General features: G+C 62.4%; 11 protein-coding genes. 1 reads left to right on the top strand and 10 read right to left on the bottom strand.

Annotation, left to right across the window (positions count from 1 at the left end; all coding sequences use genetic code 11):
• Nucleotides 1-38: 38 nt before the first annotated feature.
• On the top strand, nucleotides 39-1,466 hold the full coding sequence (locus AACY44_RS10590; protein WP_339416045.1) for an amino acid permease: 1,428 nt from the start codon (nucleotides 39-41) through the stop codon (nucleotides 1,464-1,466).
• 201 nt (nucleotides 1,467-1,667) lie between these two features.
• Here the strand turns inward: AACY44_RS10590 and AACY44_RS10585 are convergent, their stop codons facing one another.
• The 10 genes from AACY44_RS10585 to treZ all read right to left on the bottom strand — a co-directional run bounded on the left by AACY44_RS10585 (nucleotide 1,668) and on the right by treZ (nucleotide 14,769).
• Nucleotides 1,668-2,429: a PIG-L deacetylase family protein gene (locus tag AACY44_RS10585; protein WP_339416047.1), complete on the bottom strand. Its 762-nt coding sequence runs from the start codon at nucleotides 2,427-2,429 to the stop codon at nucleotides 1,668-1,670.
• A 178-nt stretch (nucleotides 2,430-2,607) separates the two neighbouring features.
• Nucleotides 2,608-3,267, bottom strand: coding sequence for a glycosyltransferase (locus AACY44_RS10580; RefSeq protein WP_339416048.1), 660 nt, complete (start codon nucleotides 3,265-3,267; stop codon nucleotides 2,608-2,610).
• The gene (locus AACY44_RS10575; protein ID WP_339416049.1) at nucleotides 3,264-3,863 is read right to left on the bottom strand and encodes an SAM-dependent methyltransferase; all 600 of its coding nucleotides are present in this window, start codon (nucleotides 3,861-3,863) and stop codon (nucleotides 3,264-3,266) included. The genes AACY44_RS10580 and AACY44_RS10575 overlap by 4 nt, the downstream gene beginning before the upstream one ends.
• Entirely contained in the window at nucleotides 3,860-4,618 is a 759-nt protein-coding gene (locus AACY44_RS10570) for a PIG-L deacetylase family protein (RefSeq protein WP_339416050.1), read from the bottom strand. Before AACY44_RS10570 ends, AACY44_RS10575 begins: the two co-directional genes overlap by 4 nt.
• Nucleotides 4,615-5,613, bottom strand: coding sequence for an acyl-CoA dehydrogenase family protein (locus AACY44_RS10565; protein ID WP_339416051.1), 999 nt, complete (start codon nucleotides 5,611-5,613; stop codon nucleotides 4,615-4,617). The genes AACY44_RS10570 and AACY44_RS10565 overlap by 4 nt, the downstream gene beginning before the upstream one ends.
• A 1-nt stretch (nucleotide 5,614) precedes the next feature.
• Entirely contained in the window at nucleotides 5,615-7,774 is a 2,160-nt protein-coding gene (gene glgX / locus AACY44_RS10560) for a glycogen debranching protein GlgX (RefSeq protein WP_339416053.1), read from the bottom strand.
• Nucleotides 7,775-7,892: 118 nt separating this feature from the next.
• On the bottom strand, nucleotides 7,893-8,165 hold the full coding sequence (locus AACY44_RS10555; RefSeq protein ID WP_339416055.1) for a DUF2934 domain-containing protein: 273 nt from the start codon (nucleotides 8,163-8,165) through the stop codon (nucleotides 7,893-7,895).
• Between the two features lie 24 nt (nucleotides 8,166-8,189).
• The gene (locus AACY44_RS10550) at nucleotides 8,190-10,940 is read right to left on the bottom strand and encodes a malto-oligosyltrehalose synthase (protein ID WP_339530231.1); all 2,751 of its coding nucleotides are present in this window, start codon (nucleotides 10,938-10,940) and stop codon (nucleotides 8,190-8,192) included.
• Nucleotides 10,937-13,021, bottom strand: a complete 2,085-nt coding sequence (gene malQ / locus AACY44_RS10545) for a 4-alpha-glucanotransferase (RefSeq protein ID WP_339494657.1) — start codon at nucleotides 13,019-13,021, stop codon at nucleotides 10,937-10,939. Before malQ ends, AACY44_RS10550 begins: the two co-directional genes overlap by 4 nt.
• Nucleotides 13,018-14,769: a malto-oligosyltrehalose trehalohydrolase gene (treZ, locus tag AACY44_RS10540; RefSeq protein WP_339530229.1), complete on the bottom strand. Its 1,752-nt coding sequence runs from the start codon at nucleotides 14,767-14,769 to the stop codon at nucleotides 13,018-13,020. Before treZ ends, malQ begins: the two co-directional genes overlap by 4 nt.
• Between the last annotated feature and the right edge of the window lie 15 nt (nucleotides 14,770-14,784).

Genomic DNA, 14,784 nt, shown 5'->3' with positions numbered 1-14,784 from the left:
TTCTGCCAAAACTCAAAAACATAAAAAGAGGTTTTGTGATGAAAACAACCACGCCTGGGCTTTGTGAAAAGCCTGCGTTGCAACGTACCCTGAGCAACCGCCATATCCAGTTGATGGCCATGGGCGGTGCGATCGGCACCGGCCTGTTCATGGGCTCCGGCAAAATCATTGCGCTGTCCGGCACCTCGATCATCCTGATCTATATGATCATTGGGCTGTTCGTGTATTTCGTGATGCGCGCCATGGGCGAACTGCTGCTGTCCAACCTCAACTTCAAGAGCTTCGCCGACTTTGCCGGGGCGTACTTGGGGCCGCGCGCGGCGTTCTTTCTCGGCTGGTCGTACTGGTTGAGCTGGAGCGTAGCGGTGGTGGGGGATGCGGTCGTGGTCGGCGGCTTTTTTCAGTACTGGTTTCCGGATGTGCCGGCGTGGATCCCAGCGGTGGGCATGTTGCTCACGCTGTTCGCGCTCAACGTGCTGACGGTCAAGCTGTTTGGCGAAGTGGAGTTCTGGTTCGCGATCATCAAAATCATCGCCGTGGTGACCTTGATTGGCGTGAGTGTGGTACTGATCGCCAGCTCGTTTGTCTCGCCGACCGGCGTCACAGCTTCGCTGACCCATTTGCTGGACAAACAGGCAGCGTTTCCCAATGGCCTGTTTGGCTTTTTTGCTGGCTTCCAGATGGCGATTTTTTCTTTCGCCGGCACCGAACTGATCGGCACGGCCGCCGCCGAAACCCGCTCGCCAGAGCGCACGTTGCCCAAGGCAATCAACTCGATCCCGCTGCGCATCATCCTGTTCTACGTGCTGGCCCTGGCATGCATCATCGCCGTGACTTCGTGGCAGCAAGTCTCGCCGAGCAAAAGCCCGTTTGTTGAGTTGTTCCTGGTCGCAGGCTTTCCGGCCGCTGCGGGCATTGTGAATTTCGTGGTACTCACTTCGGCAGCTTCATCTGCCAACAGTGGCGTTTTTTCCGCCAGCCGCATGTTGTTCGGGTTGGCCGACCTGGGTGATGCACCGGGCATTTTTGGGCGGTTGTCGAACAGCAGCGTGCCGTTTATCAGCCTGGCGTTTACCACCGTGCTGATGCTATTAGGGCTGGTATTGCTGTTTGTGGTGCCGGAGGTGATGACCGCTTTCACCATCGTGTCGACGGTGTCAGCGATCCTGGTGATTTTCACCTGGTCGACCATCCTCGCGTCCTACATCGCCTACCGTAAAAAACGCCCGGACCTGCACGCGAAATCCATCTACAAGATGCCTGGTGGTGTGCCGATGGCCTGGTTTTCCTTGGCGTTTCTCGCGTTTGTACTGGGCCTGTTGGCGTTGCGGCCGGATACACGCCTGGCGCTGTACGTGATGCCAGCCTGGTTTATCTGGCTGGGGATCGCTTACCAGTTTTCGCGATTCAAGGGTGCTAGTTGGATGAAGGGGACACACTCGGTCGCAGGTGATCCGCATCAATGATGGCCTTGGCAAACGCCTCGGGCGCCTCCTGCGGCAGGTTGTGACCCACGCCGTCATTGATCAGGCGGAACGCATACTTGCCGGTACAGCGCTTGGCGCAGTCGCCGGGCGCGGAGCGCCGTTGGCGTCACGGTCGAACATGGCGTAGCAGCCTGCAATCCCACCCTCACACCCATCAAGCACACTAGGACAGGTGAGGTTTTACGACAGCACGATCTCGTAAGGCTCGCGCATACGCTCCAGCAGCACCTGGGCCATCATGGGGGCCAGGCCGATTTCCGGATCGCCGGCCAGTTGGCTGGCGTAGGCGTGGGCGGCATGGAGTTTGCGCGCCACGCTCCAGCTGTCCAGACGCACTTTGCGCGCCCGTTGCCAGGGGATGATCGCCCCTTCTCGGGCGGGCCAGTGCCAGGCCCAGATCGGCAATTCATGCAACTGCGCGCCTACCAGGCTGCACGCCTTGGCGCTGGCACGGCCGACTGCGTCATGGTCGGCATTGCCGTCATTGCGCCAGGTGCTGAACACCACGTCGCCCGGTTGCAGGTAACGCGCGATGAACTGGCTCAGCTGTGCTTCCCGGGCGGCGAGGGCGGTATCGCAGAACCCGCCACGTATCCACTTCAGGCTGTGCAACGGCATACCCAGGCGGCGTAGGGCTTCGACACTTTCCTGCGGGCGCACCACGCTCAAGCGGCTCGCCGGCCATATGTTGGACCCCGGGTGGCTGGCACTGCCGTCGGTGAGGGAGATCAGTTGCAGCGGGTGTTCCAGGGTGCTGAGCAACTGCAGCAAGCCGCCACAGGCCAGCACTTCGTCGCCGGGATGCGGGGCGATGATGACCACGCGCGCGCCAGCGGGTACCAGTGAGGACGCGGTGATCGGGAGGATTTGCGCCAGCTGCGGGGCACTGTTCCAGATTTGCGCCGTGCCGCGACGGCCGTCGCTTAAAGAGGCAAGCTTCATGGGGGGTTACATCCTTGTCGATTGATGCTGTGGGTCGTGCCCGTTGACGGGACGACTCTCTTCTATCCACCACAGGCTCCGCCGCAGTGGCTGCATGGCACTCCAACCGTGGAATACCAGCAAGGCGTCCTCAGCATAGACAAGGATTGGTCGCTTTTACATTCAGTAACGCCGTTTTTTAAGTGGCGTGCATCAAACTCTTCAAATAATCGCCAAACCCGCCTTGTGCGCGGGCGTCCAGGCGCGCACTGGTGATCACTTGCGGCGTATGGCTCCAGGCGATGGAGGCGCCGCACCGCTCAAGGTTGCGCACCAATTGGACATCTTCATGGCACGCCAGCGGTTCGAAACCGCCGGCGCGCACATAAGCGCCAGCGCTTACGCCCAGGTTGGCACCGTGGATGTGCCGATGACCGTCACGGGCCTCATAACCTTGCAGATAACGAATGTGTGCAGCGGGATCGTAATCTTCGCTCCAGGCGTCCACCGTGACAGTGCCGCACACCGCATCCACCCCCAGTGCCAGCTGCGCCACCAGCCAGTCCGGGGCAACCCGGCTGTCGGCGTCCGTGCAGGAGATCCAGCGCGCGCCCTGATTGAGCAGGTGGCGCGCGCCAATCCCGCGCACATGCCCCACATTGCGCGCCTGGGCTTCGAGGTAATGCACCGGGTAGGCCTGGGCAATGGCGGCACTGCCATCGCTGCAACTGTCGAGCACGACCAGGATAGTGACTGTTTCGCCCATCAATCCGGGGTGGCCAGCCGCGATCAGCGCCGCTTCAAGGCAGTCGCCCAGCAACGCCTCTTCGTTGTGTACCGGGATCAGAATACCGATCATCGCAAGCCCTCAAGGGTGGCGACCGAGGTGCCATCGCGGCTCCATAGATCAAGAAGAAAGTCGTGTTCGTGATGGCTTGCGATCCGCGGCATATCCAGGCGCTGCTGGAGCAGCGCGTGCACCTGCTCGGCAGTCTGCGGGCTACCTTCGATAGGCGGGCGCCAATGGCAAGCCAGCACTTGGCCGTCATCGGTAAGCGAAGCGCGGGCGCGATCAATCAACTCGCTCAGGTCGTTTGCGTCGAGGTAGTAGCACAGCTCGCTCAATACGATCAGATCGAAATGACCGGTGGGCCAATGGCCCGGCAAACGGCTTTGCTGCACCTGCGCATGCGGGAAACCCAACAGCCGGCTACTCGCCAACGCCACGGCGGCGGCGGCGGTGTCGCAACACAGCAGGCGGTCGCAACGTGGCGCCAGCTCGAAGCTCAGCTCGCCATTCGCGCAACCGGGCTCGAACACCGAGGCATAGCGCGGCCGCGTGAGTATCGCCAGGGTCAGTGCGCGTTTGCGTCGCTCGTACCAGCGCTCGCGAAAGGCCCAGGGATCGTCGTTCTCGGCGAACAATTGGTCGAAGTAAGGCGTGGCCACACTCATACGAACACCACTTCAAAGGGCTGCAACAAGCGCTCCACCACATAGGGCGCGAGCACTGGCGCGAGGCCGACCAGCGGGTCACCTTCCAGCTGGCTGGCGAAGGCATGGATGGCATGGCGCTTGCGGGCGACGGCTTCGCAGCTCAGCGCAATCTTGCGCGCGCGGTGCCAGGGCACCAGGCTGTTTTCGGGGGTTGCCCAGTGCCAGGTCCACACCGGTACCTCATACAGGGTTGCGCCCACGGCCTCGGATGCCTTGGCGCTGGCACGGCCAACGGCCTCATGGTCGCAATGGCCGTCTTCACGCCACGTGGTGAACACTACATCGTTGGGTTTGAGATAACGCTGGATAAACGCAGCGAGTTCATCCTCGCGCGCCGCGACCTTGCTGTCGCTAAAGCCCGCGCGCAGCCATTTCAAGCTGTGGGCAGGCAGGCCGAGACGATGCAGGGCCTGTGCTGACTCCTGGGGGCGCACCACGCTCAAGCGCTCGACCGGCCAGCGTTGCGAACCGGGATGACTGGCGCTGCCATCGGTGACTGAAATCAACTGTATTGGCCGGCCCAGCGCCGCCAACCCCTGCATCAGCCCGCCGCAACCCAGCACTTCGTCATCCGGATGCGGGGCAATGATCACTGCACGATGGCCTTCAGGCACCAACTGCTCGACGCTGATCTGTGGCAACTTGGCCATTTTCGGCGACGCCTGCCAGTGATGCAGCGGCGTACCCTGGCCCACAATCGGATTGGCTTTCATAGCTGCCACCTTCCTGTGGGGGCGCCCGCGGCCAGTTCGCCAAGACCGGCCAAGTCGCGCTCGGCATGGCTTTGGCGCACATACACCGGCAGGTCCGCCATCAACTGGGCGAAGTGCGGGTCCTTGCAATACGGACCCGCACCGACGGCGCGGCCAACGTGGCGAATCACTTGCTCAACGGTGTCTTCGATGCAGGCACGCGTCTGCTGGGCCAACGCCCTGGCGTCAGCCTGCGGTTCTCGGTCGAGGTGTTTGGCACTGGCGCGCAGCACGCAGGCGGCACTGTTCAATGCACTGTCGACGGCGCCGAGATGGGCGAGGGCATGCGGTTCGGGTCGCTTGCTGCAGTGTTCGAGCAAGACTTGCGCCAGGCGTTGCGCCGCGCCGTACCAGCAGGCTGCGATGCCGATGCCGCCTTGCCAGAAACCGGGGCGGGTGAGGTAATCACCGGGGCTGCCCACGGCAAGCCCCCACGCCCCATCAAACACGACTTCCACACTGCCGGTGGCCGCCATGCCCACGGCATTCCAGCCCTGGTCAGTCACGGTGATGCCGGGTTGGTCCATGTCCACCGCCACCAACTGCTGGCGATCTTCTTCGTCCCAGGCCGTCAACAACCCATGACTGACCACCGCCGCGCCAGAGCACCAGGCTTTACGCCCTTGCACCAGCAGGCGATGGCCCTCTTTGCGCACATGCAGCTTGGCCGTGGGGGGTTCGGCTGCCCACATACCCCACGTACTGCCCAAGGGCGGCAAGGGGCTGTTGAGCTCGGCGATGATTGCCAGGGCATCGGTATGGCCTTCAAACAGCTTGCACAGGCGCAGGTCATGACCTGCCACCTGCGCCAAGCGGCTGAACCGTTCCAACGTCTGGCCGCTGCCCGGCAACGGCAGTTGGTCCAGGCCTTCCTCCTGAAGCGCCTTCAGGGCCGCGCCCAGGGCTTGCGTGTCCGCATAGCCCCGGTAGCCTTGAAGGAGTCCATGCAACGCCATCTCACACCTCGTCTTCGTGCTGCAGCTCAAACAGTAGCAACGAGCGGCCGGTCACCGCGTATTCATGTTCAAAGTCGAAACGTTCCTGACCACGCACCGCGGGCTCGTTGGTGTCGAGCATGCAGGACCAGAACTCACCCTCTGGCACAGGCGGCAGGCGGAAATTGACCATGTCGTGGTGGGCGTTGACCACCAGCAGCAAGGTCGCATCGGCGCCGGCACGGCGAATCCCGGTTTCCTGGGCGCGGCCATCCATCAACATCCCCAGGCAACGGCCGTGGCTGTCGTGCCACTGTTCGGTGGTCATCTCGGTGCCATCTGGCGATAGCCAGGTCACGTCCTTCACGCCGATATCTTCGTTGTAATCGCCCACCAGGAAGCGTCCACGACGCAGGATCGGGTAGGTCAGGCGCAGCTTGATCAGGCGCTTCACAAATTTGAGCAGCGCCTTGCCGTCGTCGTCCAAATCCCAGTTGACCCAGCCGATCTCGCTGTCTTGGCAGTAGGCATTATTGTTGCCGTGTTGGGTGCGGGCAAATTCGTCACCGGCCACGAGCATCGGCGTGCCTTGGGACAACAGCAGCGTTGCGAAGAAGTTACGCATCTGGCGCAGGCGCAGTGCGTTGATCTCCGGATCTTCGGTCGGGCCTTCTACGCCGTGGTTCCACGAAAGGTTATTGTTGCTACCGTCCTGATTGTTCTCGTCGTTGGCTTCGTTGTGTTTGTCGTTGTAGGACACCAGGTCGTGCAAGGTGAAACCATCGTGCGCGGTGATGAAGTTCACCGAGCTGTAAGGGCGGCGGCCACGATGATTGAACATCTCACCCGAGGCGGTCATGCGCGCAGCGAAATCCGCCAACTGGCCGTCATCACCTTTCCAGAACGCGCGCACGGTGTCGCGGAAGCGGTCATTCCATTCCACCCAGCCCGGCGGGAAATTGCCCACTTGGTAGCCACCAGGGCCGCAGTCCCAAGGCTCGGCGATCATTTTCAGCTGGCGCAGCACCGGGTCCTGGCGGCAGGCCACGAGAAAGCTATGGCGCTCGTCGAAACCGTCGCGATAGCGCCCGAGGATGGTCGCCAGGTCGAAGCGGAAACCGTCGACGTGCATTTCCGTCGCCCAATAACGTAGCGAGTCAGTGACCATCTGCAGCACGCAAGGGTGGCTCAGGTCCAAGGTGTTACCGGTGCCGGAATCGTTGATGTAGAAACGTTTGTCATCCGGCATCAGGCGGTAGTACGAGGCGTTGTCGATACCACGCATGGACAGGGTCGGGCCGCGTTCGTTGCCTTCGGCGGTGTGGTTGTAGACCACATCGAGGATCACCTCGAGCTTCTGTTCATGCAGGTGCGCGACCATCTCCTTGAACTCGGCGATCTTGCCGCTGGCCAGGTAGCGCGGGTCCGGGGCGAAAAACGCGATGCTGTTGTAGCCCCAGTAATTGGTCATGCCTTTTTCCAGCAGATGCTGGTCGTTGACGAATGCGTGTACCGGCAGCAATTCGACGGAGGAAATGCCCAACTGGCGGATGTGCTTGAGTACATCATCTTCCATGAGACCGGCGCAGGTGCCGCGCACGGATTCGCCCACGGAAGGGTGGCGCATGCTGATGCCGCGCAAATGGGTTTCATAAATGATCGTACGGTCCCACGGCACACGCACCGGCTGGTCGTTGCCCCAGGTGTGCGCCGGGTCGATGACCTTGCATTTGGGCACGAAGGGCGCGCTGTCGCGTTCGTCGAAGCTAAGGTCGTCGTCGGGGTGGCCGATGGTATAGCCGAACAGCGCCTCCGACCATTTGAGTTCGCCCACCAACTGTTTGGCATAGGGGTCGATCAGTAATTTGTTGTGGTTGAAGCGGTGGCCGTTGGCCGGGTCGTATGCACCGTAGACACGGTAGCCGTAAATCAGCCCAGGGTGGGCGTCGGGCAGGTAACCGTGGAAGATTTCGTCGGTGTATTCCGGCAGTTCAATACGCTCCAGCTCAACCTCACCGGTGTCATCGAACAGGCACAGCTCAACCTTGGTGGCATTTGCTGAGAACAGTGCAAAGTTGACGCCCAGACCATCCCAGGTCGCGCCAAGCGGGAAGGGCAAACCTTCACGAATCCGCGACGGTTCGCTGTCCGGCGTCGGTGAGGTTTTATCGGGTTTGCTCATTGTGTTGCTCCTGCAGGGTCTTTTTTCAGGCCGAACGCGGCCGTGCTGACGAGATTTCAGCTGACAATTTGGAATAAGAAATCACCGCTTGCCGACGGCGTCGGCAAGCGGTGTGAGGTCAAGACTTGGGCTTCTTCGGCGCCGGCGGCTTTTTAGCGGCCGCTGGTGCTGGCTTGCTGGCCGCAGGTGCCGAAGGCTTGGCCTTTGGCGACGGTTTAGGCGCGCTTGCCTTGGGTTTAGCCGCCGCCTTTGGCTTGCTTGGCGTCAAGGCCTCGGCTTCCGCCAGCTTGCGCGCCATTTCCCAGTGCCGCGCATCTTCACCGTGGGGTTTGCCTTCGGACTCCCAGATCTGATGCGCCAGCTCGCGTATGCGTTTGTCTTCAGTACTCATCACAATGCTCCTCGCAGAAAATTTTCAGCTTTCTTGATCATCAGGATTGATAAAGACATTGACCGGGAAATCCCCCAGGGCAGTGCTAACCAACAGCTCCTTGTCTGGTGTGACTGCGCCTGTCTGAAAAAGTCCCTTCCAGTTTTGGGTTGTCGCGGCGAACGGTAATTTCACCCGCGTATCGCCCCAAACCTGCGCATTGATCTGGGGATGCACACCGTTTTCAAGCAAGCGATGCGGCCAGCGTGGCACCACCACAAGAAGGCGTTTTCCCTGGTGTTCACGACAGAACGCGACCACCCGTTCAGCGTGCTTGCCCACCACGTCCAGCGGTGTGTAGGTGGCGCTGCTGAACAGCTCGGGATGGGCCTTGCGCACGGCCAGCACCTGAGCAATCAGCGCCTGTTTGATACGCCCGTCGCGCCAGTTGAACAGCAGTTCGCCAATGTCCGGTGGTGTATCCAAGGCGTGTTGCCGTGCATTGAAATCCACTGGGCGGCGGTTGTCCGGGTCTACCAGGCTGAAGTCCCAGAACTCATCGCCCTGGTACAGGTCCGGCACACCCGGCACAGTGATGCGAAGCAAGGATTGCGCCAGGGCATTCAAGGCGCCGGCCGGGGCAATCGCCTGGGCGGCGTTACCGATAGCGGTGCGCAATGGGTGGCCTTCATCGCTGAGCAACAGCCGCGACAGGAATGCCTCGACGCCTTGTTCATAGGCCTCGTTGGGCGCGCTCCAACTGCTCTGCAACTTGGCTTCGCGCAGGGCTTTTTGTTGCCACTGCCACAGGCGCTGCTGGTAACCCTCGAAGTCGCGGGCAAGGTCCAGCGGCCAACTGCCCAGCAATGCCTGATAGAGGATCAATTCATCGCCGGCTGACGGCGTGTTTGCATCGGTACGCAACGGGGCGGCGAGGCTGCGCCAGTGCTCAACTTGCTCGACGTACCACGGCGCGCATTCGCTGAGCACCGCCAGGCGCGCGCGCGTGTCTTCGCCGCGCTTGTGGTCGTGGGTGGCGGTGGCCAGCAGGTTGTCGGGGAAGCGCTGCAAGCGTTGCCCGTTTACCGCATGGAAGTCGGCCAACGGCGCGCTGAACTGCTCGGTGCTAAAGCCCACGTCATTGCGCGATAGCAATACCGCCGAACGATAGAACGCAGTGTCTTCCACCGCCTTGGCGGCCGCGGGCGAGGTCAGTTGCTGGAAGCGCACGCAGGCATGTTTGAGGATCTTGCGTTCACGGCCTACCGGGCGATTGCGCCACGGCTGGCCACCCAGCCATTTCTCCAAGTGCTCGAGTACCGGCCAGTCGCCTTCGCCCAAGGTCGTGCGAGCGCCCTCCATGGCTTGCTGGAACACCTTGTCGTCGGCGGCGCTGCGCCCACGGGCACTGATGTAGGTGCGGTACACCGGGAAGTGCACGATCAGTTCCTGCAAGGCGCGGCGGATCGCGCCCAGGGTCAGGTCGCGGGTCATCACGTCGTCGCGCGCCACTTGCAGCAGCGCGCGGGCCACGCTTTCAAAGTCGCCGCCGAGTGAACCATTGAGGATTTGCTGGCGTGCCAGTCGGGCTTCCTCGATGAAGGCCGACGGCCGTTCGCTGTGGCGAGTCCACAAGTCGGCCAGCGGCTCAAAGCCGTCCGGGTGATGTTGCAGCAGCGAGAGCTGGTTCATGAATTCGTAGCCGGTGGTGCCGTCCACTTGCCAGTCTTCGCGCAGGGTTTCGCCTTCTCCGAGGATTTTTTCCACAAAGATCGGCAGATGCCGCTCTGGCGACAGCGAATCGACGCGGCGGCGCAGCTTGCGGCAGTAACCACGCGGGTCGGCCAGGCCGTCGATATGGTCGATGCGCAGGCCATCTACCAGGCCTTCGCTGATCAGGTCAAAGATTTTACCGTGGGTGGCTTCGAACACCGCCGTGCGTTCTACGCGCAGGCCGCCGAGTTCGTTGACATCGAAGAAGCGCCGCCAGTTGATATCGTCCGCTGCGGTGCGCCAACTGGCCAGGCGGTAGGCCTGTTGTTCGAGCAACTGATGCAGGCGGTTGAAGCCCTCGGGTTGGCGCCCGTCGAACTCGGCCAGCCGTTGTTCAATGGCTGGCAACACCTCGGTGGCACGCTCGGCCAAGGCCTGCTTCAGCCACTGAGCCTCATGGTAGGCGTCATCCTGATAGGCGAGGGCGGTGAAGCGCTCCGCCAGGGGCTTGAGCAGTTCACCGGTGCCCAGGATCGCTGCGTATTCCTTTGGGCAGATCGGGAAGCGGTGTTCGTAATGCTCGACGTAGAACGCGCCGTGGGGGGCGTCGAACCGCAAGGTCAGCGCGCCGGTCTGCAGGGCTTCGCCATAATCGCTGCCTAGGAATGGCATCAGCAGTTGGCCCTTGAGCAACGGGTCGGGCGAATGCCACTGAATATCGAAGAACTCGCTGTAGGGGCTCAGGCGACCCCACTCCAGCAGGTCCAACCACCACGGGTTATCCGCGCCGCCCACCGCCATGTGGTTGGAGACGATATCGAGGATAAGCCCCATATTGTGCTCACGCAGCGCCGCGACCAGGCGGCGCAAGGCCGCTTCGCCGCCCAGTTCCGGGTTGACGCTGGTGGGGTCGACGACGTCGTAGCCATGCATGGACCCGGCGCGGGCGCTTAGCAGTGGCGAGGCATACAGATGACTGATGCCCAATTGGGCAAAATACGGCACCAAGGGCACCGCATCATCGAGGGTAAAGTCTTTATGGAATTGCAGGCGCTGGGTGGCGCGCAGGGGCAGTGCTTTCATCGGTCACGCTCATAGGCTTGGTTGCGCGCGACGGCCAACAGTTCGAGGCGGCGGGCGGCCCCGGCATTGTCGAGCAGGCTGGAGGCCTCACCCGGCAGGCGGCGGCGCCAGTTGGGGTGGGTGTCGGTGGTGCCGGGCAGGTTGGGCTGTTCTTCGACGCCCAGGGCGTCCTCCAACGGCAGCAGGACCAGCGGCGCGCGGGTGTGGCCGAGGTAGCGCACGCTGGCGTCGATCATATGGTCGGTTTCATTGCGAATTTCGTCGACGAAATTCTGCGGGTCCTGGCTCAAGGCCTGGCGCAGAGCCTGGCGTTCGCGCAGGCGGTGCTCGCTCCATTGCTCCACAGTCGGCGCATCGATAAGGCCGAGTTGGATGTTCCAGTCGATATCACGGCTGTGCCACCAGCCGTTGAGCGTAGGCAAGTCGTGGGTGCTGGTGGTGGCCAGCGCGTTGTCGGGCCAGTCGAGGATCGGCCTGAACTGGCCTTCGTGGTTTTGCTCGAACAGCAACACGCGCATGCCCAGGATCGAGCGGGCGATGAGTTTTTCGCGCAGGCCATCCGGCACCGTGCCGAGGTCTTCACCGAGCACAATCGCCTGGTGGCGCTGGGATTCCAACGCCAGCAAGCGCAACAGGTCGTCCACCGGGTAATACAGGTAGGCGCCGTCCGTGGGCGAGGCGTCCATGGGGATTACCCACAGGCGTTGCAGGCCCATCACATGGTCAATACGCAAACCGCCAGCATGGGCGAAGTTGGCACGCAGCATTTCGATGAAGGCGCGAAAACCATGGCGCTTGAGGCCTTCAGGCGAGAACGCGGATATGCCCCAGCCCTGGCCGGCACGGTTGAGAATGTCGGGCGGCGCGCCGACGGTCAGGTTGGCGAGCAACTCATCCTGGCGGCTCCAGGCCTGACTCCCACCGCCGTCGGCGCCCACGGCCAGGTCGGCGATCAAACCGACGCCCATGCCGCTGCCTCGGGCGGCCTGCTGCGCGCGCTCAAGGCAACGGGCGATCAGCCATTGGCTGAAAGCGAAGTAGCCGATTTCATCGCGGTTTTCTTCGGCGAACTGCGCCAGAGCCGGGCTCTGGGGCGTGCGCCAATCCTGCGGCCAGTGGCGCCAGTCGAGCTCTTCACCCTTCGCGGCACGAGCAGCTTGCACGGCTTCGAAGCGGCAGTGGTTTTCCAGCGCCTCGCCACCGGCCTGGCGGAAGCTCAGGAAATCGGCGTGTTGTGGGTGGTGGCCGTGGCGGAAGTCTTCATACAGCGCACGCAATAGTCGCTGCTTGGTCTTGGCGGCCGAGGGCCAGTCGATCAGGGTGTGCTGCTCCAGATCGTGCAATTCATCCGTCAGGCCGATGGCCTCGATGGCGTTGCGCACTTCGCGTTCACCCAGGATGCAGCCAGGCGAAGCGTACAAACCGTTGAGGAACAAACGACTCGATGGCGAGTAGGGGCTGTAGCGACCGGTGTCGGCGCTGAACATCGCGTGCATCGGGCTGATCGCCAGGGCGTCGGCGCCGCGTTCGGCGGCCGATCGGGCCAGTTGCTCCAGCGCCAGGGTGTCGCCAAAGCCGCCATCACCCAGGCGCCGCAAGGAATACAATTGCGCGCTCACGCCCCAGGCGCGGGCGGGTTGTGTGTCGACGGCTTCGGCCACGCTGTAGCAATGGGTGGGTGCGACGGCCAGGGTGAACGTTTGGCCGGCGATCTGCACGTGGTGGTAGCCGAGTGCAATGATGCCCGGCAGCACTGCGTCGGCATCAAGCCGCAGTTCCAGGGTTTCGCCGTCTTCAAGGCTGACCCGGCACAGGGTGTCTGGTTCAAAGTAGCGCGCCAGGTCCAGCCCTTCGCCGCTGTCGATGGTCAGCAACGGTGGCAGGTGTTTGTTCTGTTGCACCTGTTCCAGTTCGTACAGGCTGGCGTCGATCTCGGCATCGCTATCGGCCGGGTGGCCCAGGCCTTTGAGAACGGCGCGCAGGGCGTCGGCTTTCACACGTTGCGGGCGACCGTTTGCGTCGATCCAATCGACGGCCAGGCCCGCTCGGCTGGCGAGGATTTCCAGGTTCGCTTCGCTCAAGGGTGCTCTCCAGCAGGGGATAAGGTGACGCGTGCGCTATACGGCGGCAGGTGAGTGCTCGCCTCGGCATGCGTTTCAAAAAGGACGGGGGCTGTCGCCGGATGATCCAGGGCCGTGGCGCTCAGGTTGAGGTCAATCTGCAGCACGCTGCCGTTACCCAGGCGCCAACGGGCAGTGACCGCGCCCTCGGCCAACACCTCGGCGCCCAGTGTCACGCTGCCCGGCAAGTGCGGCACGATGTGGCGGTGGCGCAGGCCCAGCAGTTGGCGGTAGAGCTGGGCGTGGGGGTTGCCGGTAAACAACGGTGCCGATTGTTGAAAGGTGGACGCGTTGTTGGGGTCGGGAATGCGTTCACGTCGTTCCGGATCCTTGAACGCCGCGAAGTCAGCGAACTCATTGCGCCGACCTTCACGTACCGCTTCGGCCAACTCGCCATGGTGGTCGGTGAAGAACAGGAATGGCGCGCTGGCATTCACCTCGTCACCCATGAACATCAGCGGAATCATCGGCGACAGCAACAGCAGGGCGGTCGCGGCCTCCAACGCCCGGGGCGAGCAGAGTTGGTGCAGGCGTTCGCCCATAGCGCGGTTGCCGATCTGGTCGTGGTTCTGCAAGAACGCCAAAAATGCACTCGGTGGCAGATGCCCGCTGGGTTCACCGCGCGCATGGCCATGCCGTGTGGTGTGGCCCTGATAGATAAAACCTTCGCTCAGGCAACGGGCCAATTTGGCCGTAGGTTCGTGGGCAAAGTCGCTGTAATAAGCGTCCGTCTCGCCCGTCAGCAGGACGTGCATGACGTTGTGGAAGTCATCGTTCCATTGCGCGTCGAAATCGTGCTCGTACTCCAGGAGGCCGGCCTGGTTCAGCTCGTTTTCCAGGGTCAGCCAGACGTGCCGACCCGTGTCCACTTCCTCGCGAACCCGGTGCGCCAACTCCTTGAGAAACTCCGGATTGTCGATGGCATGCACCGCGTCCAGGCGCAGCCCATCGAAGCGGTATTCGAGCAGCCACATCAAGGCGTTATCCAGGAAGAAGTCGCGCACTTCACGTCGATCGAAGTCGATACCCGCGCCCCATGGGGTGTGCACGTCTTCCTGGAAGAAACCCTTGGCGTACTGCCCCAGGTAGTTGCCGTCTGGCCCGAAGTGGTTGTAGACCACGTCAAGGATTACCGCCAGGCCATGCCCGTGGGCGCTGTCGATCAGGTGCTTGAGCTGTTCGGGGGTGCCGTAGGAAGATTGGGGCGCGTAGGGCAGGACCCCGTCGTAGCCCCAATTGCGTTCGCCGGGAAATTGCGCCAAAGGCATCAATTCAATCGCCGTGACACCCAGCTCAGCCAGGCGTGGCAGGTGCTTCTCGACTTCTGCGTAACCGCCCAGCGCACCGACATGCAGTTCGTAGATCACTGCTTCGTGCCACGGGCGGCCTTGCCAATCGCTGTGCCGCCACTGATAGGCGAGCGGGTCGACTACCAGGCTCCAACCATGTACGTCCTCGGCTTGAGCCCTGGACGCCGGGTCGGGTACATCCATTTCTCCATCGATGTTGTAGCGGTAGCGCGTGCCCGCAGGGCACTTGATTTCTGTTTCGAACCAGCCATCTGCCTGAGGCAGCATGGCGACGGACTTGCCATCTTCCAATTCAACGCTGACATAAAACGCGTCTGGCGCCCACAAGGCAAAACGCGTGTGTTGCGCGTCCAGCATGATTGCGCCGTGGGGCCAGGTTTCCAGAGTCCGTAACGGCATCTATAGAGACCTTCC

The sequence above is a fragment of the Pseudomonas sp. RA_15y_Pfl1_P11 genome (assembly GCF_963970975.1).
GTDB lineage: Bacteria > Pseudomonadota > Gammaproteobacteria > Pseudomonadales > Pseudomonadaceae > Aquipseudomonas > Aquipseudomonas tritici.
This window is presented reverse-complemented; position numbering and strand designations above follow the sequence as displayed.